General features: G+C 68.9%; 21 protein-coding genes. 7 read left to right on the forward strand and 14 right to left on the reverse strand.

What is annotated here, in order from left to right:
- Positions 1-21 precede the first annotated feature (21 nt).
- The 3 genes from ACYSM9_RS04870 to ACYSM9_RS04880 all read right to left on the reverse strand — a co-directional run bounded on the left by ACYSM9_RS04870 (position 22) and on the right by ACYSM9_RS04880 (position 4197).
- Positions 22-2376, reverse strand: a complete 2355-nt coding sequence (locus ACYSM9_RS04870) for an FdhF/YdeP family oxidoreductase (RefSeq protein WP_461855879.1) — start codon at positions 2374-2376, stop codon at positions 22-24.
- Positions 2377-2476: 100 nt separating this feature from the next.
- Positions 2477-3097 (reverse strand): MBL fold metallo-hydrolase, encoded by a 621-nt coding sequence (locus tag ACYSM9_RS04875; protein ID WP_461855880.1) that lies wholly within the window; start codon positions 3095-3097, stop codon positions 2477-2479.
- The gene (locus tag ACYSM9_RS04880) at positions 3097-4197 is read right to left on the reverse strand and encodes an S-(hydroxymethyl)mycothiol dehydrogenase (RefSeq protein WP_461855881.1); all 1101 of its coding nucleotides are present in this window, start codon (positions 4195-4197) and stop codon (positions 3097-3099) included. The genes ACYSM9_RS04875 and ACYSM9_RS04880 overlap by 1 nt, the downstream gene beginning before the upstream one ends.
- A gap of 271 nt (positions 4198-4468) precedes the next feature.
- Here ACYSM9_RS04880 and ACYSM9_RS04885 point away from each other — a divergent pair, with 271 nt between their 5' ends.
- Genes ACYSM9_RS04885 through purM form a run of 3 tightly spaced genes read left to right on the forward strand, consistent with a single transcriptional unit; the run spans position 4469 to position 7654 of the window.
- Positions 4469-4783, forward strand: a complete 315-nt coding sequence (locus tag ACYSM9_RS04885) for a hypothetical protein (protein WP_461855882.1) — start codon at positions 4469-4471, stop codon at positions 4781-4783.
- Positions 4784-4841: 58 nt separating this feature from the next.
- Complete coding sequence (gene purF / locus ACYSM9_RS04890; RefSeq protein ID WP_461855883.1) at positions 4842-6512, forward strand: amidophosphoribosyltransferase; 1671 nt, start codon at positions 4842-4844, stop codon at positions 6510-6512.
- Entirely contained in the window at positions 6509-7654 is a 1146-nt protein-coding gene (purM, locus tag ACYSM9_RS04895) for a phosphoribosylformylglycinamidine cyclo-ligase (RefSeq protein ID WP_461855884.1), read from the forward strand. The genes purF and purM overlap by 4 nt, the downstream gene beginning before the upstream one ends.
- A 46-nt stretch (positions 7655-7700) precedes the next feature.
- Here the strand turns inward: purM and ACYSM9_RS04900 are convergent, their stop codons facing one another.
- Both ACYSM9_RS04900 and ACYSM9_RS04905 read right to left on the reverse strand, forming a co-directional pair.
- Positions 7701-8471, reverse strand: coding sequence for a VOC family protein (locus tag ACYSM9_RS04900; protein WP_461855885.1), 771 nt, complete (start codon positions 8469-8471; stop codon positions 7701-7703).
- A 69-nt stretch (positions 8472-8540) separates the two neighbouring features.
- Positions 8541-8774 (reverse strand): DUF3073 domain-containing protein, encoded by a 234-nt coding sequence (locus ACYSM9_RS04905; protein WP_461855886.1) that lies wholly within the window; start codon positions 8772-8774, stop codon positions 8541-8543.
- Positions 8775-9044: 270 nt separating this feature from the next.
- On the opposite strand from ACYSM9_RS04905, the gene ACYSM9_RS04910 reads away from it, so the two are divergent.
- Complete coding sequence (locus tag ACYSM9_RS04910) at positions 9045-9737, forward strand: septum formation family protein (protein ID WP_461855887.1); 693 nt, start codon at positions 9045-9047, stop codon at positions 9735-9737.
- A gap of 51 nt (positions 9738-9788) precedes the next feature.
- Here the strand turns inward: ACYSM9_RS04910 and clpB are convergent, their stop codons facing one another.
- From clpB to ACYSM9_RS04940, 6 genes are all read right to left on the reverse strand, one after another.
- Positions 9789-12431 (reverse strand): ATP-dependent chaperone ClpB, encoded by a 2643-nt coding sequence (gene clpB / locus ACYSM9_RS04915; RefSeq protein ID WP_461855888.1) that lies wholly within the window; start codon positions 12429-12431, stop codon positions 9789-9791.
- 166 nt (positions 12432-12597) lie between these two features.
- A complete protein-coding gene (locus ACYSM9_RS04920; RefSeq protein WP_461855889.1) occupies positions 12598-13668 on the reverse strand; it encodes a sulfate/molybdate ABC transporter ATP-binding protein in 1071 nt (356 codons plus the stop codon).
- Positions 13665-14510 carry an ABC transporter permease gene (locus ACYSM9_RS04925; protein ID WP_461855890.1) on the reverse strand — a complete coding sequence of 282 codons (846 nt, stop codon included), beginning with the start codon at positions 14508-14510 and terminating at the stop codon, positions 13665-13667. Before ACYSM9_RS04925 ends, ACYSM9_RS04920 begins: the two co-directional genes overlap by 4 nt.
- 49 nt (positions 14511-14559) lie before the next feature.
- Positions 14560-14994, reverse strand: coding sequence for an SRPBCC family protein (locus tag ACYSM9_RS04930; RefSeq protein WP_461855891.1), 435 nt, complete (start codon positions 14992-14994; stop codon positions 14560-14562).
- A 35-nt stretch (positions 14995-15029) separates the two neighbouring features.
- On the reverse strand, positions 15030-15845 hold the full coding sequence (gene modA / locus ACYSM9_RS04935; RefSeq protein ID WP_461855892.1) for a molybdate ABC transporter substrate-binding protein: 816 nt from the start codon (positions 15843-15845) through the stop codon (positions 15030-15032).
- A complete protein-coding gene (locus tag ACYSM9_RS04940) occupies positions 15842-16246 on the reverse strand; it encodes a TOBE domain-containing protein (protein ID WP_461855893.1) in 405 nt (134 codons plus the stop codon). Before ACYSM9_RS04940 ends, modA begins: the two co-directional genes overlap by 4 nt.
- Positions 16247-16364: 118 nt before the next feature.
- On the opposite strand from ACYSM9_RS04940, the gene ACYSM9_RS04945 reads away from it, so the two are divergent.
- A complete protein-coding gene (locus ACYSM9_RS04945; RefSeq protein ID WP_461855894.1) occupies positions 16365-17234 on the forward strand; it encodes a DUF4031 domain-containing protein in 870 nt (289 codons plus the stop codon).
- A complete protein-coding gene (locus ACYSM9_RS04950; protein WP_461855895.1) occupies positions 17231-18064 on the forward strand; it encodes a 2-phosphosulfolactate phosphatase in 834 nt (277 codons plus the stop codon). Before ACYSM9_RS04945 ends, ACYSM9_RS04950 begins: the two co-directional genes overlap by 4 nt.
- A gap of 10 nt (positions 18065-18074) precedes the next feature.
- Here ACYSM9_RS04950 and ACYSM9_RS04955 read toward each other — a convergent pair whose 3' ends face one another.
- Positions 18075-18491, reverse strand: coding sequence for a YccF domain-containing protein (locus tag ACYSM9_RS04955; RefSeq protein WP_461855896.1), 417 nt, complete (start codon positions 18489-18491; stop codon positions 18075-18077).
- An 86-nt stretch (positions 18492-18577) separates the two neighbouring features.
- Positions 18578-19189 carry a phosphoribosylanthranilate isomerase gene (locus tag ACYSM9_RS04960; RefSeq protein ID WP_461855897.1) on the reverse strand — a complete coding sequence of 204 codons (612 nt, stop codon included), beginning with the start codon at positions 19187-19189 and terminating at the stop codon, positions 18578-18580.
- A 106-nt stretch (positions 19190-19295) separates the two neighbouring features.
- On the opposite strand from ACYSM9_RS04960, the gene ACYSM9_RS04965 reads away from it, so the two are divergent.
- Positions 19296-19865 (forward strand): HutD/Ves family protein, encoded by a 570-nt coding sequence (locus ACYSM9_RS04965; RefSeq protein WP_461855898.1) that lies wholly within the window; start codon positions 19296-19298, stop codon positions 19863-19865.
- On the opposite strand, the gene ACYSM9_RS04970 is transcribed toward ACYSM9_RS04965, so the two are convergent.
- The gene (locus ACYSM9_RS04970; RefSeq protein WP_461855899.1) at positions 19849-21150 is read right to left on the reverse strand and encodes a Gfo/Idh/MocA family protein; all 1302 of its coding nucleotides are present in this window, start codon (positions 21148-21150) and stop codon (positions 19849-19851) included. The two genes, ACYSM9_RS04965 and ACYSM9_RS04970, sit on opposite strands and share 17 nt — an antisense overlap.
- Positions 21151-21153: the final 3 nt, after the last annotated feature.

The following is a 21153-nucleotide window of genomic DNA, read 5'->3' on the forward strand; positions in this document are numbered from 1 at the left end:
TTCTGATGGGGGTTCGCTCGGCTAGGCGTGCGTTCCTGCCAACTCCCCTGCCGACTCTTCGGCCGCCGCCGCCCCGCCCTTGTGCGGTTCGAAGCGGACGAACATGGCCTTGAAGCCGGGCGTGTTGGAGACGCGGGCCACGTTCTCCTTGTGGACCAGGGCGTTGGCTTCGGGGAAGTAGGCGGCGGCACAGCCCTTCGCGGTGGGGTAGGCCACCAGACGGAACTTGTCGGCCCTGCGGTCCACGCCCTGGAACGTGCTCACCACATCCACGAGCTCCCGGTCCTGGAAACCGGATTCGGCCAGGTCCTCCGGGTGGATCAGGATCACGCGGCGGCCGTCGGAGATGCCGCGGTAGCGGTCGTCCAGTCCGTAGTAGGTGGTGTTGTACTGGTCGTGGCTGCGGATGGTCTGCAGCACCAGGTGCCCCGGCGGAGGCGTGAGGTACTCCAGCGGGCTGACGGTGAACCGGCCCCGGCCGATGTCCGTGGCGAAGGAACGGGTGTCGCGCGGCGGGTTGGGCAGCACGAACCCGTTCTTGGTCCGGATGCGGGCGTTGAAGTCCTCGAACCCTGGCAGGACGCGGGCGATGTGGTCGCGGATTACGTCGTAGTCCTCGGCCATGCCGCGCCAGTCCACGGGGTGGTCGGGGCCGAAGGTGGCCTCGGCCATCCGGGCCACGATCACGGGCTCGGCGAGCAGGTGCTCCGAGACCGGGGCCAGGCGGCCCTGGGTGGAATGGACCACTGACATCGAGTCCTCCACGGACAGGAACTGGGCGCCCTTGGGGTGCTTGTCGTCCTTGTCCGTCCGGCCCAGCGTGGGCAGGATCAGGGACGTGCGGCCGTGCACGATGTGCGAGCGGTTGGGCTTGGTGCTGATGTGCACGGTCAGGCCGATCCGCTGCATCCCGGCTTCGAGGGTTTCGGTGTCCGAGCAGGCCAGGGAGAAGTTCCCGCCCATGGAGACGAACACGTCCACCTCGTCGCGTTCGAACGCCTCCATGGACTCGACGGCGTCGTAGCCGTGGTGCCGCGGCGAGGTGATCCCGAACTCGTTGTCGATCGCGGCGAGGAGCTTTTCGCTGGGCTTTTCCCAGATGCCCATGGTCCGGTCGCCCTGGACGTTGGAGTGGCCGCGGACGGGGCAGGCGCCGGCGCCGGGCTTGCCGAAGTTGCCCTGCAGCAGCAGGACGTTGACCATTTCCTTGATGGTGTCCACTGAGTGCGGCTGCTGGGTCACGCCGAGGGCCCAGCAGAAGATGGAGGCCTTGGACGCCACCAGCATCGCGGCGACCCTCTCGATCTGTTCCCGGGCCAGGCCGGTGGCCTTCTCCGTCTCGTCCCAGTCCAGCGTGGCGCGGGCGTCGCGGTAGGCGTCGAACCCGTCCGTCTGTGCGGCGATGAAGGAATGGTCGACGACGGTCCCCGGGTTTTGCTTCTCGGCCTCCAGGAGGAGGTGGCCGAGCGCCTGGAAGAGCGCCAGGTCGCCACCGACCTTGATCTGCAGGTACTCGTCGGCGAGCGGGGTACCGCCACCGACCACGCCGGAGAGGGTCTGCGGGTCCCGGAAGTTGAATAGGCCGGCCTCCGGCAGGGGGTTCACGGCCACCACCTTGCCGCCCTTGTCCTTGCATTCCTTCAGCGCGGACAGCATGCGTGGGTGGTTGGTGCCCGGGTTCTGGCCGACGACGAAGATCAGCTCGGCGTCGTGGATGTCGTCCAGGGACACGGTGCCCTTGCCGATGCCGATCGTCGGGTTCAGCGCCGAACCGGAGGACTCGTGGCACATGTTGGAGCAGTCCGGCAGGTTGTTCGTCCCGATGGACCGGGAAAACAGCTGGTACAGGAACGCGGTCTCGTTCGCCGTCCGGCCGGAGGTGTAGAACACGCACCGGTCCGGGGTGCTGGCGCGGATGTGCTCCCCGATCAGTTCGAACGCGTCATTCCAGGAAATCGGCGAGTAGTGCGTCTCGCCCTCGCGGATCACCACCGGCTCCGAGAGCCGACCCTGGTTGCCCAGCCAGTACTCGGTCTTGGTGGACAGCTCTGCAATGGAGTGCCTGGCCCAGAACTCCGCACCCACGGTCCGCAGCGTGTTTTCCTCGGCCACCGCCTTGGCGCCGTTCTCGCAGAACTCGGCAGCCTTGCGCTTCTTGTCCGATTCCGGCCACGCGCAGCCCGGGCAGTCAAAGCCGCCGCGCTGGTTCAGCCGCAGCAGCGACTGCGCCGTGCGCGTGACACCGGCCTGCGCCACGGCGCGTTCCAGCGCGACCATGACCGCCTTGACGCCGGCGGCCTCGGTCTTGGGCTTGTGGACTTCAAGGTTGTCCTCGTTGATGTCCGCAACGGGTGCGGGCTGCTTACCGAACTTCATCGTTCCAACTTCCTTACGGGCATGGATCTTTCAAACTGCGGGGAGGGCGCGCCAGGGAATCCCGGCGCGCCCTCACGGGCACACTCTGCGCCGGCGTTGGCTACTCGGAGACCTTGGCCAGGGTTTCCTGCTCGGCGGCGATGGTGGTGTTGTCACCGTGGCCGGTGCGAACCACCGTGCCGGCCGGGAGCGTGAGGAGCCGTTCCCGGATGGACTTCAGGATGGTGGGGTAGTCGCTGTAGGACCGGCCGGTGGCGCCCGGACCGCCGTTGAACAGCGTGTCCCCGGTGAAGACCGTTCCTTCGCTTTCCAAGTAGAAGCACGTCGATCCCGGCGAGTGGCCCGGCGTGTGGATCGCCTTCAGGGTTGCCCCGCCCACCTCGAACGCATCCCCGTCCGCGTGCTGCCGGTGGGGTGCAAAGTCCGGGTAGACCTGCTCCCACAGGACCAGGTCCTCCGGGTTCAGGTAGATCGGCGCGTCCACGGCCTCGGAGACTTCACGGGCGGCGCCGATGTGGTCGTTGTGCGCGTGGGTCAGCAGGATGGCCTTGACCGTCCGGCCCTTGACCTGGTTGATGATCGCCTGCGCGTCGTGCGGGGAATCGATGATCACGCACTCGGTGTCGTCACCCACGATCCAGACGTTGTTGTCCACGTCCCAGGTGCCGCCGTCGAGCGAAAACGTGCCCGAGGTGACCAGGTTCTCGATGGTGACCGCCATCAGATCTCCACCCGGCTGACTTCAACAACGGAACGCAGGACCTTGCCGCCGTGCATCTTCTCGAAGGCCTCCTCCACCTGGTCGATGGTGATGCGCTCGGACACGAAGGCGTCCAGGTCCAGGTTGCCCTGCTTGTAGTGCGACACGAGCATCGGGAAGTCCCGGGAGGGCAGGCAGTCGCCGTACCAGGAGGACTTCAGCGACCCGCCGCGGCCAAAGACGTCCAGCAGCGGCAGTTCCAGCGTCATCTCCGGGGTGGGGACGCCCACCAGGACCACGCGGCCGGCGAGGTCGCGGGCGTAGAACGCCTGCTTGTACGTTTCAGGGCGGCCGACGGCGTCAATCACCACGTCGGCCCCGTTGCCTCCGGTGAGGGCACGGATGGCTTCCACGGGATCCTGCTGCCGGGAGTTGATGCCGTGGGTGGCGCCGAGCGACTTTGCCATCCCGATCTTGTTGTCGTCGATGTCCACGGCGATGATCGTCGTCGCGCCCGCCAGCTTGGCGCCGGCGATCGCGGCAATGCCCACGCCGCCGCAGCCGATCACTGCCACGGACTCGCCGCGCTTGACCTCGCCGGTGTTGATCGCAGCGCCGATGCCGGCCATGATGCCGCAACCCAGCAGGCCAACGGCGGCTGCATCAACCTCCGGATCAACCTTGGTGCACTGCCCGGCCGCCACCAGCGTCTTCTCGGCGAACGCCCCGATACCCAGCGCCGGCGAGAGCTCGGTGCCGTCCTCGAGGGTCATCTTCTGCGTGGCGTTATGGGTGTTGAAGCAATACTGCGGCTGGCCCTTGGCACACGCCCGGCACTGCCCGCACACCGCACGCCAGTTCAGGATCACCCGGTCACCGGGCGCCACGGACGTCACGTCCGGGCCCACAGCGGAGACCACACCGGTGGCCTCATGCCCCAGCAGGTACGGGAAATCATCACCAATGCCGCCCTGCTTGTAGTGCAGGTCCGTGTGGCAGACACCGCAGGTCAGGATGTCCACAAGCGCCTCCCCCGGACCCGGATCCGGCACCAGGATGGTCTCCAGCGTGACCGGGGCATCCTTTTGGCGGGCGATGACAGCTTGAACTTTATGGACCATGGGTTCTCGTGTTCCTTTCCTGGACCTTGGCAGATCCGGTGGGTCGGCACCAGGTGCCAATCTAGCTGAGATGCCGTGTCCCGCACCTGCCGCCGCGCTCCGCAACCCGTACCTGCGGTTGCGTAATACACAACGAGATGCACATAACGCCTACGGAAAATATGACAGTGGACACAGTCGATGTCAATAGATATATCAGTTGCCGGGTAGTTGGCCAGCAGGGATCCGGCCTCATTACGCCGTCGAAAACTCCGGCAGTAGGCTGGATGGCATGGCTTTTGAAGAACACCCTGCCGAGCGGCGTGAACTGACCGTCCGCCGGGCGCCCAAATACGTCCCGTTCATGGTCCTGGGGGCGCTGGTGGGCGTCGTTGCCGCCGCTGTGGTGGCCTACGCGCTGCCGGGCGACGCCAGCTTCGACCCCGGCGCAGTCTTCGGGTTCTTCATGGTGATGTTTGCCGCAGCCGGGGCGATCCTTGGCGCGGTACTGGCCCTGGTCCTGGACCGCCGCAGCCTCAAACGGCAGCAGCGGGCCGTGGTGGAAGCCGTCCCCGATTCCGAACCGGACACCGATCCCCAGCCCTAGCCGGTCATAAACGCGCAGTCCGCAAAAGTCATACCGCATATCGTGCGATAATCGACCAGTGGCACGCGGCGATGGCAAACTTTCCCATGATCTTCTTCCCGGCGAAAAAGGACCCCAGGATGCCTGTGGCGTCTTCGGCGTCTGGGCACCGGGCGAAGAAGTAGCAAAACTCACCTATTACGGGCTGTACGCTCTGCAGCACCGCGGCCAGGAGTCCGCCGGTATTGCCACCAGCGACGGCAAGCGGATCAACGTCTACAAGGACATGGGCCTCGTGTCCCAGGTCTTCGATGAGACCACGCTGAACACCCTGACCGGGCACCTGGCCGTCGGCCACTGCCGGTACTCCACCACCGGCGCCAGCCACTGGGCCAACGCCCAGCCCACCCTGGGCGCCACGTCCACCGGGACGGTGGCCCTGGCCCACAACGGCAACCTCACCAACACCGCCGAACTGAACGCCATGATCCAGGAGCGCAACGGCGGCAACCTGACCGGCGAGATGAAGCAGGGCAACACCTCGGACACCGCCCTGGTCACGGCACTGCTGGAGGGCGAGCCCGGCAAGACCCTCGAAGAAACCGCCACCGAACTGCTGCCCAAAATCAAGGGCGGGTTCTGCTTCGTCTTCATGGACGAGGGCACCCTCTACGCCGCGCGCGACACCTTCGGCATCCGCCCGCTGGTCCTGGGCCGGCTGGAGCGGGGCTGGGTTGTGGCCTCCGAGCAGTCCGCTCTCGCCACGGTGGGCGCCAGCTTCATCCGCGAGATCGAACCCGGCGAGTTCATCGCCATCGATGAGCAGGGCGTGCGCTCCAAGAAGTTCGCAGAGCCGACGCCGGCCGGCTGCGTCTTCGAGTACGTGTACCTTGCCCGCCCGGACGCCGCCATCGCAGGCCGCTCCGTGTACGAATCCCGCGTGGAGATGGGCCGCCAGCTGGCCCGGGAAAACACGCAGGCCGCTGACATCGTCATCCCCGTCCCCGAATCGGGCACCCCCGCGGCCGTGGGCTACGCCGAGGAATCCGGCATCCCCTTCGCCCACGGCTTCGTCAAGAACTCCTACGTGGGCCGCACCTTCATCCAGCCCTCGCAGACCCTGCGCCAGCTGGGCATCCGGCTCAAGCTCAACGCGCTCGAGTCCGTGATCCGCGGCAAGCGCGTGGTGGTCGTGGACGATTCCATCGTCCGCGGCAACACCCAGCGGGCCATCGTCCGGATGCTCCGCGAAGCCGGCGCCGCCGCCGTCCACGTCAAGATTTCCTCCCCGCCCGTCCAGTGGCCGTGCTTCTACGGCATCGACTTCGCCTCCCGCGCCGAGCTCATCGCCAACGGGGCCACCATCGAGGAGATCTCCCAGGCCATCGGCGCCGACTCGCTGGCCTACATCTCCGAGGACGGCATGATCGGGGCCACCCGGCAGCCGCGCGAACGCCTTTGCACCGCCTGCTTCACCGGCAAGTACCCCATCAAGCTGCCGGACGCCGACAAGCTGGGCAAGAACCTGCTGGAACGCACCGACCTGGGCGGCCTGGCGCCCTCGCCCTCCGCGCTCCCCGGAGAGACCGCGGCCCTGGCCGTTGACGCCACCGAGGATCCGGCCGAGAAGTCCGGTGCCACCGGCTGCGATCCCGGACCGGACTCCGAATTCGAGAACCTGCTGACCGAAGCCGACCTCGTGCCCGACGTACACGCCGCCACCAGCGCCGACAAGAAGGACTCCGTATGACCTCCGCCACCCCCGCCGCAGAAAACTCCGGCATCACCTACGCCTCCGCAGGCGTGGACGTTGAAGCCGGGGACCGCGCCGTCGAGCTCATGAAGGATGCCGTCAAGGCAACCCACAACTCCTCGGTGATCGGCGGGGTGGGCGGCTTCGCCGGCCTCTACGACGTCTCCAGGCTACTGACGTACAAGCGGCCCCTGCTGGCCACGTCCACGGACGGGGTCGGCACCAAGGTGGCCATCGCCCAGGCCATGGACATCCACGACACCATCGGGTTCGACCTCGTGGGCATGGTGGTGGACGACATCGTGGTGGTGGGCGCCGAGCCGCTGTACATGACTGACTACATTGCCTGCGGCAAGGTAGTGCCCGAGCGCATCGCCGGCATTGTCCGCGGCATCGCCGCGGCCTGCTCCGTGGCCGGCACGGCATTGGTGGGCGGCGAAACCGCCGAGCACCCCGGCCTGCTGGGCGAGCACGAATACGATGTTGCCGGTGCAGCCACCGGCGTCGTGGAGGCCGACGCGCTGCTGGGGCCGGACCGCGTCCGCGCCGGCGACGTGGTGATCGGCATGGCCTCCTCCGGCCTGCACTCCAACGGCTACTCCCTGGTCCGCCGCGTGATCAACCACGCGGGCTGGGCCCTGGACCGGCAGGTCTCCGAGCTGGGCCGCACCCTGGGTGAGGAACTGCTGGAGCCCACCCGCGTCTATGCCGCCGACTGCCTGGACCTCGCCCGCACCTTCCCCGTGAACTCGGGCGCTGCCGTCCACGGCTTCAGCCATGTCACCGGCGGCGGACTCGCCGCCAACCTGGCCCGCGTCCTCCCGCAGGGCCTGGTGGCGACGGTGGACCGTGCCACCTGGGAACTGCCGGCCATCTTCAAGCTGGTGTCGGAACTGGGCAACGTTCCGCTGGCCGACCTTGAGCGGACTCTGAACCTTGGCGTGGGCATGGTGGCCATCGTCTCCCCCGAAGCCGCGGACGCCGCCGTCGCGCGTTTGAACGAGCGCGGGCTGCCGTCCTGGATCATGGGCACCGTCACCGAGGATTCGGACTCCATCCTGAAGTCCGGCCCGGATTACGTCCAGGGTGCCAAGGGCGTGGACGGCGGCGCGGTCCGCCTGGTCAACGCCTACGCCTAACGGCCAACGCAGTGGGTCCCCGCCGGACGGCGGGGGCCCACGGCGTTTAAGCGACCTGGATGAGGCTGAGCACGCCGCCCTGCGGGTCCCGGATGGTGGCCAGTGAGCCATCGGCCGGGCGCTCCTCCGGCGCCACGACGATCTCCCCTCCACCCTCGGCAGCGGCGTCGGCCGCGCGGCGGACATCGGCCACCCCGAAGTAGATCTGCCAGCCGGGCTCGTCTTCCGCATCGGCAGGAACGACGCCGGCCACCTCGCCGCCGTCGACCAGCAGCGTGCTGTAGCTGCCGCCGTCGTCCTGCGGGTACTCGGTGACCTGGTGGCCGAAGAGTTGCTGGAAGAACCCGACGGCGGCCTGCGGCTCGGGTGTCAGGAGTTCGGCCCATGCCAGCGCACCGGGTTCGTTGAAGAGCTGGCTTCCGCGGTGGGTTCCTGGCTGCCAGATGCCGGTGGTCCCGCCGCCGGGCGGGGCGATGAAGGCCAGCACGCCGGTGTCGCCCACCTGCTCCGGACCGAACTGGACGTCACCGCCCGCATGGGCCGCATCCTCCAGCACGGCGGCGGCGTCCGCGGCAGCGAAGTAGACGTTCCACCGGGCAGGGGTCCCGGCCGGCAGCAGCGGGCCCTGGGGCGCGATGGTGGCAACCAGCCGGTCACCAACGAAGGCCTGCGCGTAGCTGCGGCCGTCCGGTGTGGGGAAGTCCTGGTACGTCCAGCCGAAGAGCCGCGCATAAAAGTCTTTCGCGGCGGCAACATCCGGAGCCTGCAGGTCAGCCCAGCAGGGCTCACCGTTGGCGTACTTGGTACGGAAAGTCATCCGGTCAGGCTACCAGCGTTCAACACCGGGCGCCCGGCTCGAAGCGGCGGGCACAGCCTGCGACAACAACTAACCGATGCGACGGTGGTCTACCTCGTCGTCATCGTCATCCAAATCATCCGCGTACTTGTCCACGTAAGCCGAATAGTCCGGTTCAACCGGTTCATTCGAGTAATGGCTCGTCGAACGACTGCTGGGGCCTGTCAGCTCACGCTGAAGGGCCGAGTAGTCAGTGTTCGGGGAGTAGTACTTGATATCCCGAGCCTGCTTGGTAGCTTTTGCCTTTTGACGGCCGCGCCCCATGGCGTGACCCCCTTTTGTACTTGGACCGGAGGTGGTCACCTTGGCGATGGTGAGGCCCCGGAATGATTGGTCAATTTGTCGTACACCTAGATTACATGCTTTCGGCGGGCCACGCTTGCCGGCAGGGGGCGCGGACGCTGCCGTGGGGTACCATGACGCACCTCCATCCGCGGGATTCCGGCTTTTTTCTTCGATAGAGTCACTTAAGAACTGCCGATTTCGGCCGGCTTCCCGGCGAGCCGCGGAAAGAAACCCAGGAGATCCACACCAGTGAACCACCAGGACATCCCGCCCAAGCCCGCATCCCCGCCCACCGGAGGCATGCCCCGGGTCCATGGCGCCGGCGACGGTCCGGTGCCCGCTCCGGCGTCGGTCACCTGGTCCCAGCCGCACCCCGACCCCGGGCCGCCCTCGAACCCTGGGCAGCAGCCGTCGAACAAAGGGCCGGCGCTCTGGAAGGTGCTGTTCGCCGTCGTCATCCTGGCCGTTGTTGCCGGGCTGGTGTGGCTGGCCCTGTGGCTGAACTCCGGCGCCGGCCGGGACACAGCGGGGTCCGAGGCGCCCGGCGTGCTGCAGACGTCCGCCACGCCGGCCGCCACTCCCCTGCCCCTGCCACGGGACGGCGTGGTTCCCGCACAGTACGCGGTGGGTGACTGCTTCAAGGACTTCGACCCTGAGGCGCTGACGTCTACCCTGGTGGCGTGCGATGCTGGGCACTCGGCGCAGCTGGTGGCGGTGTTCCACTACCCGGCGGACGCAAGGTACCCCGGAGCGGAAGCCTTGAAGGCCAAAGCGCTGGAGGCATGCCAGGCGGCAAAACTCGGCCCTGCCGCCAACCAGTTCCAGCTCAACTTCCAGCGCAGTTTCCCCAGCAGCACCAGTTGGGAGTCGGGTGACCGCCGGGTGGACTGCTACGTCACCGCCGACGGCGGCAACGTCATCAGCGCCAGCGTGCTGCCCTGAGGTCCGCCCGCCGGGGCAGCACGCCCGCACTGGCTCCGCTGCAGAAGGGCACTAGTCCTTCCGCCGCACCGACAGGCCGGACGTGGGTGCCCCTGTCAGGGCGTCGACATTGCCCTTCGTGAGCTCGTCCAGGTCCGCCGCGGTATCAACCAGGACCGTGTCGCCGTCGCTGATGTCTCCCGCCAGGATGCCCTTGGCCAGCCGGTCGCCGATCTCGCGCTGCACCAGGCGTCGCAGCGGCCGCGCACCGTACGCGGGGTCGTAGCCGGAGAGGGCCAGCCACGCCTTGGCGCCGTCCGTGACGTCCAGGGTGAGGCGCCGGTCGTGCAGCCGCCGGCCCAGCTCGGCCACGTGCAGCTCCACGATGTGCCCCAGTTCCTCCATGGACAGGGCATCGAACAGCACCACCTCGTCCAGCCGGTTGAGGAACTCGGGCTTGAAGGATGCGTTGACGGTGGCCATGACGGCGTTGCGCTTGGCCTCCGCGTCCAGGGTCTGGTCCACCAGGAACTGGCTGCCGAGGTTGGAGGTGAGGACCAGGATCACGTTGCGGAAGTCCACGGTGCGGCCCTGCCCGTCGGTGAGCCGGCCGTCGTCGAGCACCTGCAGGAGGATGTCGAAGACCTCGGGGTGCGCCTTCTCCACCTCGTCCAGGAGCACCACGGAGTAGGGGCGCCGGCGGACGGCCTCGGTCAGCTGGCCGCCTTCCTCGTAGCCGACGTAGCCCGGAGGGGCACCGACCAGCCGGGCCACGGAGTGCTTCTCACCGTATTCGGACATGTCGATGCGCACCATGGCGCGTTCGTCGTCGAACAGGAAGTCCGCCAGCGCCTTGGCCAGCTCGGTCTTGCCGACGCCGGTGGGGCCCAGGAACAGGAAGGAACCGGTGGGCCGGTTGGGGTCGCTGATGCCTGCCCGGGCGCGGCGCACAGCGTCGGAGACGGCCGCGACGGCCTTGGACTGGCCGATCAGGCGCCTGCCCAGCTCCTCCTCCATGTGCAGCAGTTTCTGGCTTTCACCCTGCAGCATGCGCCCGGCCGGGATGCCGGTCCAGGCGGAGATGACCTCGGCGATGTCCTCCGCCGTGACTTCCTCGGCCACCATCTGGGCGGGCTTGTCCACCACGGCCGCCTCCGCTTCGGCAGCGGCGTTCAGCTCGCGCTCAAGCGCGGGAATTTCCCCGTAAAGGATCCGCGAGGCGGTCTCCAGGTCGCCCTCGCGCTGGGCCTTGTCAGCGGCGGAGCGCAGCTCGTCCAGCTTCGCTTTCAGGTCGCCCACCCGGTTGAGCCCGGCCTTTTCGGCCTCCCACCGGGCGTTCAGTGCCGAGAGTTCCTCTTCCTTGTCCGCCTTGTCGGCCCGCAGCGCCGCGAGCCGCTCTACGGAGGCGGGGTCGGATTCTCCGGTCAGGGCCAGTTCCTCCATGGTGAGCCGGTCCACCTGGCGGCGCAGCTGGTCGATCTCCTCCGGGGCGGAGTCGATCTCCATGCGGAGCCTCGACGCCGCCTCGTCGACGAGGTCGATGGCCTTGTCCGGCAGCTGGCGCCCGGAAATATACCGGTTGGACAGGGTGGCGGCAGCCACCAGGGCGGAGTCCGCGATGGACACCTTGTGGTGCGCCTCGTAGCGTTCCTTGAGGCCGCGCAGGATGCCGATGGTGTCCTCCACGCTGGGCTCGCCGACGTAGACCTGCTGGAAGCGGCGTTCCAGGGCGGCGTCCTTTTCGATGTTCTCGCGGTACTCGTCCAGGGTGGTGGCGCCGATCAGGCGCAGCTCGCCGCGGGCCAGCATGGGCTTGAGCATGTTGCCGGCATCCATGGAGGAATCCCCGGTGGCGCCGGCCCCCACCACGGTGTGGATTTCGTCGATGAAGGTGACGATCTGGCCTTCGGAACCCTTGATCTCCTCCAGGACGGCCTTCAGCCGTTCCTCGAACTCGCCGCGGTACTTGGCCCCGGCAACCATGGAGCCGAGGTCCAGGGAGATCAGGGTCTTGCCGCGCAGGCTTTCCGGGACGTCGCCGGCCACCATGCGCTGCGCGAGCCCTTCCACGACCGCGGTCTTGCCCACGCCGGGTTCGCCGATGAGCACCGGGTTGTTCTTGGTGCGGCGGGACAGGACCTGGACCACACGGCGGATTTCGGAGTCGCGGCCGATCACGGGGTCGAGCTTGCCGGACCGGGCCATGGCGGTGAGGTCCGTGCCGTACTTCTCCAGTGCCTGGAAGGTGTTTTCGGGGTCCGGGCTGTCCACCTTCCGGTCGCCGCGGACGCCGGGCAGGGCGGCCAGGAGCGCTTCGCGGGATGCGCCGGCATCGCGCAGCAGCCGGCCGGTGGCGTCGCTGGCGGCAGAGAGCCCCAGGAGCAGGACTTCGGTGGACACGAACGTGTCGCCGAGCCAGTCCGCTTCCTCCTTCGCGTTCTGGATGGCCTGCAGGGCAGGGCGGGACAGCTGCGCCTGCTGGCTGGAGCCGCCGGATGTGGCGGGCAGGGCCTTGATGGCGGTGCTGGCCTGGACGCTGACCGAGTCGGGGTCGGCCCCGGTGGCGCGCAGCAGTGCGACGGCGACGCCCTCCCGCTGGTCCATCAGCGCCTTGAGGATATGGGCAGGTTCCACCTGGGGGTTGCCGGCCGTGGAGGCGTTCATTGCCGCGGCGGAAAGAGCCTCCTGGCTCTTGGTGGTGAATTTGACGTCCAAAGAGAGCTCCTTTCGGGGGCCGGTTGACTAAGTTGAGTGTACTACGCTCAACTTTGCAGGACGAGGTTTCTAAGCCATGTTTGCCCACGGCGAAACGGCTGTCCAGAGCCGGAAGTCCCGCCCGGATTCCTGCCCGGCGCCCGGCGCCCGCCGCGTCCGCAGGCCGCTACGTTCCGTACACCGAAACGGCGGCAGCCTTGACCACGAAGTGCACGGTCATGCCCGGGGCCAGGGCAAGGTCCGCGGAGGCGGCGGGGGTGATGTCCGCCGCTAGGCCGCCCGCCCGGACCCGGACCTGGTCGCCGTGCGGTTCAAGGTCCGTGATGGTCACCGGGAAGGAATTGCGGGGACTTCCGTGCGCGTCGTCCAGGAAGACGGAAACGGCCGACGGCGGGAACACGGCCACGCCGGGGCCGCCCGCCCCGGGCAGCGGGCCGGGTTCCTCGGCGTGGCCGGCTACCTCCACGCCCTCGGCGGTCCGCACCCCGGTGGCGTCCAGGACACCCGGAACGAAATTCAGCCCGGCAAGCCCGGCGGCGAACCGGCTGCGGGGACGGCCCAGCACCTCCCGGGTGGGTCCCTCCTCGGCGACCCTCCCTCCTTCCAGGATGAGCACCCTGTCGGCGAGCATCAGCGCGTCCAGCACGTCGTGGGTGACGATGATGGCCTGCCGCCCGCGGAGGACCCGCTTGAACAGGCGGCGCAGCAGCGGGGATGAGTGTATGTCCAGGGCGGCCAGGGGTTCGTCCAGCAGGAGGAGCGCGGGATCGGCCGCGAGCGCCCGGGCCACGGCCACGCGCTGGGCCTGGCCGCCGGAGAGTTCGGCGGGGCGGCGTGCGGCGAGGTCCGCGGCGTCCACTTCCGCCAGCCAGTGCAGGGAAACGTCCTTCGCGGCAGCCTTGCGGGCACCGGCGCTGCGGGGTCCGAAAGCCACGTTGTCCAGCGCGGTCAGGTGCGGGAACAGCAACGGCTCCTGCGCCAGCAAGGCGGTGCCGCGCTGGTGCGGGGGCGTCCAGGCATGCCTGCCGGGGGTGGCCGCGCCGGGCAGGTCGAACAGGGCCCTGCCGTTGAGTTTCGCCCGTCCACTGTCCGGCCGCAGCAGGCCCGCGATGGTGGACAGCAGGGTGGACTTGCCCGCGCCGTTGGGCCCCATGACCGCCACGGTTTCCCCCGGCCGCACCGTCAGTGCCACGTCGAAAGCCCGGCCGGCCACGACTGCCTGGTAGGACAGCGTCACGTGGCGTCCCCTCCTGCCGGGCCCGCCGTCGTCGTCTGTTGCCGTGAGCCGGCGCGGGCCGCGGCGGGACGGCGGTAGGCCAGGGCAACCACCGCCACGGCGACGGCCACGAGCACCAGGGACAGGGCGACGGCGGCGTCCGGGTCCGTTTCCCGCTGCAGGTAGATTTCCAGCGGCAGGGTCCGGGTCACCCCTTCCAGGCTGCCGGCGAAGGTCAGCGTGGCACCGAACTCGCCCAGGCTTCGGGCGAAGGAGAGGACCGCGCCCGAGGCCAGGCCCGGGAGGACGAGCGGAAGCGTGACGCGCCGGAACACGGTGCCGGGCCTGGCACCCAGGGTGGCCGCCACCGCCTCAAACCGCGATCCCGAGGTCCGCAGCGCGCCTTCCAGGCTCACCACCAGGAACGGCAGTGCAACAAAGGTCTGTGCCAGCACCACCGCCGAGGTGGAGAAGGCAATCTGCAGGCCGAGCAGATCCAGGCTCCGCCCCAGCAGCCCCTGCCGGCCAAAGGTGTAGAGCAGCGCGATGCCGCCCACCACCGGGGGAAGCACCAGTGGCAGGAGCACGAGGGAGCGCAGCAGGCCCTGCAGCCGGAAGGTATCCCGTGCGAGGACCAGCGCCAGCGGGACGCCAAGGACCACGCACAGGACCGTGCTGGCAGCCGAGGTCTTCAGGCTCAGCCCGAGGGCCGTCAGTGCGGATTCGGAGGTCACCAGCGGCACGAAATGCGCCCAGTCCACCCGCAGCACCATGGCCAGCAGCGGCAGGACCACCACGACGGCGGCAACCACCGCCACCGACCGGACCCAGCCTGGAATTCCGGTATACGCCTGCCGACCCACCTGGAGCCTTTCCTGTTCAGCGCCGCCGGCGCGTTGTTCTTCCCGCGATTCAGCGGCTCTCGAGGACCTGCCTGAGCGTGGACAGCTGGGCCACTTCCGACTCCATGGTCCTGGTGACCAGCGAATCCAGAACGCGCATCAGCACCGGCAGCTTCAGGTCCAGGCTGAAGTTCACGGTGGTTCCGCCGCCGGCCTCCGACAGCGTGTAGGTGCCGGTAGGCCGTGCGGGGCCGGCGACGACCTCGAAAGCCAGCAGCCGTCCAGGTTGGGCTTCCGTGATCCGGTAGTCGCCCTGCAGCGGACGCCCTTTGGGTCCGGTCAGGACCTGGCTGTAGACGGCTCCGGGCTCCCCTGCTGTGCCCTCCTTCAGCGAGATGGACTGGACGCCCTGCCGCCAGGCTGTGTTGTTCAGCCCGTCAGCGAGGAAGTCGTACACCTCCCGGGCCGGGCGGTTGATGGTGATGCTGTTCTCTGCGTGGGCCATGCGCTTTCCTTCCGTGTCCGCTGCTGTGACCAAAGCTACTGGCTGCCGGGGCCGAATCCGGCCGCCGCCATGACTTTTTGGCCTTCCGCGCCGGCCACCAGGTCCAGGAAGGCCTGCGCGGCTGCCTTGTTCCGGCCCGCGGCGGTGGCGGCGATGGGATAGGTGTTGACGGCACCCTGCGATTCGGGAAACTCGATTCCCATGACCTTGGCTCCCGCCCCCTGGATGTCCGTGGCGTAGACCAGGCCTGCGTCGGCTTCGGCGGAGGTGACCTTGCCCAGGACGTCGGTGACCGCGTTTTCCTCGCTCACCGGGCTGAGCTTGATCCCGGCCGCTGCCGCCACCTTTGCCGCTGCGGCCCCGCACGGGACCTGCCTGGCGCAGGTGACCAGCCGGACGCCGGGCCGGGCCAGGTCCTGCAGCGACGCAATGCCCGCAGGGTTGCCCGGTGGCACCGCGATGGCCAGGGTGTTGGAGGCGAAGTTCCGTGGCGTCCCGCCAACCAGGCCCGCATCCTGCAGTTTCTGCATGTTGGCGGTGTCCGCCGACGCAAAGACGTCCGCCGGGGCACCCTGGCTGATCTGGCTCACCAGGTCCGAGGACCCCGCGAAACTCAAGGTGACGCTGGTTCCCGGGTGGTCCGCTTCGAAAGTGTGCGCGAGTTCGGTGAAAGGGGCCTTGAGCGATGCGGCCGCGAAGACGGTGATGGTGCCGGACGGCTTCGCGGCGCCGTCCCCGCCCGCCATGCTGCCCGCCGGGGCACATCCGGCCAGCATGGCCGGCAGCAGGACGCCCGCGGCAATGACGGCAGCAAGAAATGCCCGCCTGGCTGCGGAGGGCCGCGGGGTCATGCCCGGCCCCTGGGGGATTCGATGATGACGGTTGTCGCCTTGACCACGGCGGTGGCCACCGAGCCCGGCTCCAGGCCGAGTTCGCGCACCGCTTCGCTGCTCATCAGCGAGACAACGCGGAAGGGGCCGCACTGCAGCTCCACCTGCGCCATGACCTTGTCGGCAATGACCTCGGTGACGAGGCCAACAAACCGGTTCCGCGCGGAACTGCCGCTGCGCTGCGGGTCCTCCGGCAGCTGGGCGAGCTTCCGGGCGTGCGATGCCAGTTCCAGCCCGTCCACGGCAAGGCGGCCGGAGTCGTCCCGCAACGGCGTGAGGGTGCCGTTGTCCGTCCAGCGGCGGACGGTGTCGTCACTGACACCCAGGAAGCGGGCGGCTTCGGAAACGCGGATAAGGGCCATGCAGCGATTCTAACCCGCAAATGCGGTCTGAAGGTCGCCAAGTTACCGTATCCGAGGAGCGGCGGGAAGGTCTGGGCCGCCAGCCGGTCCGGCGGGGCGCAGCATTAGACTTCCTTCCATGGCCATCTACATCGACCCGCCGTTATGGCCTGCCCACGGAACGCACTTTTCGCATATGGTCTCGGACCATTCCCTTGAGGAGTTGCACGCCTTCGCCGCCGCCGCCGGGATTCCTGGGCGGGCGTTCGACGGCGACCATTACGATGTCCCGGAACGCCGGCTTGGCGACCTGGTGGCGGCCGGGGCCATTGCCGTGGAAGGCAGGGTCCTGGTCCGAAAGCTGATCGCCAGCGGGCTGCGGATTCCGGCCCGGCGGCGGAACAAGTCGTTGAAGACTCCCCTCCTTAACCGCTGGGAGGAGATCATGCCCGGCCACGATGCCTTGTTCCTGGACCTCCTGGACCGGTGGAGCGAACCGCACCGCCACTATCACGGCTGCACCCACCTGCTCGCCGTCCTGGAGGCACTGGACCTCCTCACCGAACCCGGGGAGCCGCCGCGGACCGTGCTGCTGGCGGCATGGTTCCACGACGCCGTGTACCGCGGCGCCGCCGGCCAGGATGAAGAGGAATCGGCGCGGCTGGCGGAGCAACGGCTGGCCGAAAGCGGCCTGGCGGAGGCGGAGGTCGCTGAAGTCGCGCGGCTCGTCCGCCTCACGTCCGACCACCGGCCGGAGGCAGGCGACGACGACGGCGCCCTCCTGTGCGACGCCGACCTTTCCGTCCTCGGCGGGGAACCGGACGAATACGCCCGGTACGTCGCCGCCGTCCGGAAGGACTACGCACACATCGGCGACGCTGATTTTGCTGCCGGCCGGGCCGCCGTCGTCCGCCACCTGCTGGACCTGGACCCGCTCTTCCATCATCCGCGCGCCAAGGCACTCTGGCAGGACGCCGCACACCGCAACCTGGAAGGCGAACTGGCATGAACGCACCCCGGTCCACTCCGCGCCACACGTATTCCGCGAACGCCGCACACCGGCAACTTCCCTTCGCGGTCCGCCTGGACTGGGGGCTGGAAGGCGCCCGGACCGTGGCACCCGGGGCGGATATCGCCGTGGTGGTGGACGTCCTGTCCTTCGGCACCTGCGTGAGCGTCGCCCTCGACCGCGGCGCGACGGTCTTTCCCTACCCCTGGAAGGACACCAGCGCCGAGGACTTCGCCGCGCACCAGCACGCACAACTCGCCGGGCCGCGGGACGGCGGCGGGCTCAGCCTCTCACCGGCGAGCATCCGGGGCGCCGGTGGGCTGGAGCGGCTGGTCCTTCCGTCCCCGAACGGCGCGGAACTCTGCCACGCCCTGGCCGGCGAGGTACCGCTGGTGGCCGCGGCGTGCCTGCGCAACGCGGCGGCCACGGCGGACTGGGTGGCCGCGAACCTTCCCGATGATGCGGTGGTGGCCGTGGTGGCCGCGGGAGAGCGGTGGCCCGACGGCTCGCTGCGTCCCTCCGTTGAAGACCAGATCGGTGCCGGGGCGTTCATTGCCGGGCTGGTGGCCGCGGGCAAGGGCGGCTACGAAGCCGGTGACGGCAGGCACGGGTACGCTCCCGAGGCGGTGGCTGCCTTGGCGGTGTTCGAGGCGTCGGAACCGCGGTTGCGGGAGCTGCTGCACCACTGTTCCAGCGGCCGGGAGCTGTCCGGCGGCGGGTACGCCGCAGATGTGGATATCGCCGCGGAGCTGGATGACAGCGACTCCGTGGCCATCCTGCGCGGCGGCGCGTTCCGGCCGCCGGCGGGGCCGGAACGCCCCCAGCGGTAGGTCCCGGCTCTTAGCGGTAGGTCCTGGCCGGGTAGTTGCTGGCGAACGGGGTGCTGGTGGGCACGATCTGCTTGCCCAGCGGCATCAGGGATACCGGAATCAGCTTCAGGTTGGCGATGGCCAGGGGGATGCCGATGATGGTTGCCGCCATGGCGAAAGCCGTCAGCACATGCCCGACGGCGATCCAGATGCCCGCGACCAGGAGCCAGATCACGTTGCCCAGCAGCGAAAACACGCCACTGCCGCCAGGCTTGTCCACCACCATCCGGCCGAAGGGCCACAGGGTGTATGCCGCAATCCGGAACGAGGCGATGCCCCACGGAATGGTCACGATCAGCAGGCAGCAGATGATGCCCGCGAGGAAATAGCCCAGGGCAAGCCAAAAGCCGCCGAAAACCAGCCAGATGACGTTCAGGATTGTCTTCATGCAGCCATTCTGCCCCGGGCCGCCGACAAAAGCTGTCCGCAGGCCAAAAGATGGGGGACTCCCCTGACCCAGCCCTGGGCGTGCCCCTAGACTGTGGCGGCCGCCTTGGCGGCCTGCACGAAGGCCCGGATCTTGGCCAGGTCCTTGACGCCGCGGGAGGCCTCCACGCCGGAGGACACGTCCACGCCCCATGCGTGCGAGGCTGCCGATGCGTGCCCCACGTTCCCGGGCTCCAGTCCGCCGGCGAGCAGCCACTTCCGGCCCTGGAGCACAGGAAGGGACGCCATGGACGCGTAGTCCCAGGACTCCCCCGAGCCTGGCACCGCCGCGTCAACCAGCAGCAGGTCCTCGCCCCAGTCTTCGAACTCTTCCGGCCCGGCACCCGTGGTGACGGCCCTGACCAGCTTCATGCCGGCGTCGTGCACTGTTTCAACGTCGGCGCGGGACCGCTTGCCGTGCAGCTGGATCCACTCAAGGTTCGCGGCACGGGCAATGGCGACGGCGTCCGCCACCGGTTCGTCACGGAAGACGCCGATCGGCAGGATTCCGGCGGGTACCTCGGCCAGCAGCGCCGCGGCCTGCGACGGCGAGACCACGCGCGGGCTGGCGGTGAGGACGAAACCCACGGCATCAGCCCCGGCGTCGATGGCTTCGCGGACCGATTCGGGCGTGCTGAGACCACACACTTTGACGAACATTCCCGGGCTCCTTCAGGCTGTTTTCGCGTTGACCCCCCGCAGGAGAGTAGCAGGGACCGGGCCGAACCTGCGACGCCGGTCCGGAGCGGGGAACTAGGCTGGCCTGATGCAGATCATCCGCTTCGCAGAACTCCAGGCCGAACCGTGGCGCAACGGCGGCGGCGTGACCAGGGAAATCGCGCAGCAGGCTTCGGCGGACGGCGGCTGGGACTGGCGGGTGAGCATCGCGGATGTTACCAAGGCAGGCGACTTTTCGGCGTTTCCGGGGATGGAGCGCGTCGTGACCGTCGTGGAAGGGGACCTGCTGCTGCTGAGCGTGGACGGTGCGGACCAGCCGGTGGAGCGGTACCGTCCGTACAGGTTCGACGGCGGGGCGGCCACCTCGGCCAAGCTGCCCACCGGCGATATCCGGAACCTCAACGTCATCACCCGCACGGGAGCGTTCAAGGGCTTCGCGTCCATCATCGAACTGTCCAAAAAGCGCGCGCACCCTGTCTTCGAGGGGCAGCTGGGGGTGCTGCTGCAGGGCCAGGCGACGGTCAGCGACGCGGATACGGACGCCGTGGAGCTGGCCCGCTACGACGCGGTGGCCGGTTCGGATGAGCGCTCCCCCGAAATCCTGGGCCGGGGCTTCCTGGCCGTGGTGTCGATCGACGCGGTCAGCCGGGAGGACTGAACGGCCGCACCGGAACCACGGTCCCGGACCGCCGGGCTTCCTCGGCGGCAAAGACCACCGCGTGGCTGGCCAGTGATTCCTCCAGGCCGGAGACGATTCCGGACCACTCGCCCGTGGCCAGTGCCCCCACCCACGCCTCCACAAGGCCACGGTCGCCGCCCTCATGCTTCTCCCCCTTAACGCTTGGCCCGGCAACAGGCGCCTGATGGACGGACGTTGTTCCGGTCAGGAAGTCGTACACGGAAACGGTCCCCGCCTCGACCGCGATCTCCCCGTGGCTGCCGAAGATCCTGGTCCGGCGCGGGCCGGCGGCGGTGAAAGCGGTGGCGGTCAGGGCAGCTGTTGTCCCGTCCCCGTATTCGATGGTCACCACCTGGTGGTCCACCACGTCGTTGTCGGAGGAGTAGACGCAGCGGCCGTAGGGACCCGTGGCCAGCGCCTGCCACAGTGACCCGCGGTCGCCGCCGGGGTCCACCACCTCGGCGAAATACGCCCTGGCGGGATCGGGGGCCGCGTCCCCCTCGGGGCGGCCGGCACCGTAAATCCTGAGCGCCGAGTATGGGCACCCGGCCTCCACCGGGCAGTCGGTACACCGCGAGGACGCACCCTCCGGCGCCTCGCCCGGCCGGAAATGCGTCAGTCGGCCAAAAGAGGACACCCGGACCGGCCGGCTTCCGATGATGTACGAGAGCCAGTCGAGGTCGTGCGTGCATTTTGCCAGCAGGAAGGGGCTGGATTCGTCCTCGCGGCGCCAGTTCCCCCGGACGTAGGAATGCGCGAAATGCCAGAACCCCACGGGCTCCAGGTGCTGGACCGAGATGATCCGGCCCACGGCTCCCGCGGACAGGAGCTGCCGGAGCAGCACCGTCAGCGGCGCGTACCGCATGACATGGCAGACCACGGCGCTGGCGCCGGAAGCACGCGCCAGGCGTGCGAGCTCGGCACAGCCGCCGGGAGTCACCGCCGCGGGCTTCTCCAGGAGGATCGGGTAGCCCCGGGCGGCGGCCGCCGCGAACGGGCCGTCGTGCTGGCGGTCCGGGGTAGCGATGATGATGCCGTCAGCGGCAGGGCCGGCAGCCAGCATCGCCTGCCAGTCCTCGAAAAGCCCGCCGTCCGGCACCGTGAGCTCGGCCGCCAGGCGTTCACGCAGGTGCCGGCGCGGCTCGGCGATCCCGGCCACGACGGCTTTGCCGGTGGCGGCGGCGAGGCGGGCGTAGGCAGATCCCCTGGCCCCGGCACCGGCGACGAGGAGCCGCAGCGGAGGCTTGGGCGGCGGGCCACCCATCCG

It is taken from the genome of Arthrobacter sp. C152 (assembly GCF_054890965.1).

Excerpts from the sequence above, each read along its gene's own strand:
- ACYSM9_RS04870 (WP_461855879.1), bottom strand. The coding sequence starts at position 2,376 with ATGAAGTTCGGTAAGCAGCCCGCACCCGTTGCGGACATCAACGAGGAC.
- ACYSM9_RS04875 (WP_461855880.1), bottom strand. The coding sequence starts at position 3,097 with ATGGCGGTCACCATCGAGAACCTGGTCACCTCGGGCACGTTTTCGCTC.
- ACYSM9_RS04880 (WP_461855881.1), bottom strand. The coding sequence starts at position 4,197 with ATGGTCCATAAAGTTCAAGCTGTCATCGCCCGCCAAAAGGATGCCCCG.
- ACYSM9_RS04885 (WP_461855882.1), top strand. The coding sequence starts at position 4,469 with ATGGCTTTTGAAGAACACCCTGCCGAGCGGCGTGAACTGACCGTCCGC.
- purM (WP_461855884.1), top strand. The coding sequence starts at position 6,509 with ATGACCTCCGCCACCCCCGCCGCAGAAAACTCCGGCATCACCTACGCC.
- ACYSM9_RS04900 (WP_461855885.1), bottom strand. The coding sequence starts at position 8,471 with ATGACTTTCCGTACCAAGTACGCCAACGGTGAGCCCTGCTGGGCTGAC.
- ACYSM9_RS04905 (WP_461855886.1), bottom strand. The coding sequence starts at position 8,774 with ATGGGGCGCGGCCGTCAAAAGGCAAAAGCTACCAAGCAGGCTCGGGAT.
- ACYSM9_RS04930 (WP_461855891.1), bottom strand. The coding sequence starts at position 14,994 with ATGGCCCACGCAGAGAACAGCATCACCATCAACCGCCCGGCCCGGGAG.
- modA (WP_461855892.1), bottom strand. The coding sequence starts at position 15,845 with ATGACCCCGCGGCCCTCCGCAGCCAGGCGGGCATTTCTTGCTGCCGTC.
- ACYSM9_RS04940 (WP_461855893.1), bottom strand. The coding sequence starts at position 16,246 with ATGGCCCTTATCCGCGTTTCCGAAGCCGCCCGCTTCCTGGGTGTCAGT.
- ACYSM9_RS04945 (WP_461855894.1), top strand. The coding sequence starts at position 16,365 with ATGGCCATCTACATCGACCCGCCGTTATGGCCTGCCCACGGAACGCAC.
- ACYSM9_RS04950 (WP_461855895.1), top strand. The coding sequence starts at position 17,231 with ATGAACGCACCCCGGTCCACTCCGCGCCACACGTATTCCGCGAACGCC.
- ACYSM9_RS04955 (WP_461855896.1), bottom strand. The coding sequence starts at position 18,491 with ATGAAGACAATCCTGAACGTCATCTGGCTGGTTTTCGGCGGCTTTTGG.
- ACYSM9_RS04960 (WP_461855897.1), bottom strand. The coding sequence starts at position 19,189 with ATGTTCGTCAAAGTGTGTGGTCTCAGCACGCCCGAATCGGTCCGCGAA.
- ACYSM9_RS04965 (WP_461855898.1), top strand. The coding sequence starts at position 19,296 with ATGCAGATCATCCGCTTCGCAGAACTCCAGGCCGAACCGTGGCGCAAC.
- ACYSM9_RS04970 (WP_461855899.1), bottom strand. The coding sequence starts at position 21,150 with ATGGGTGGCCCGCCGCCCAAGCCTCCGCTGCGGCTCCTCGTCGCCGGT.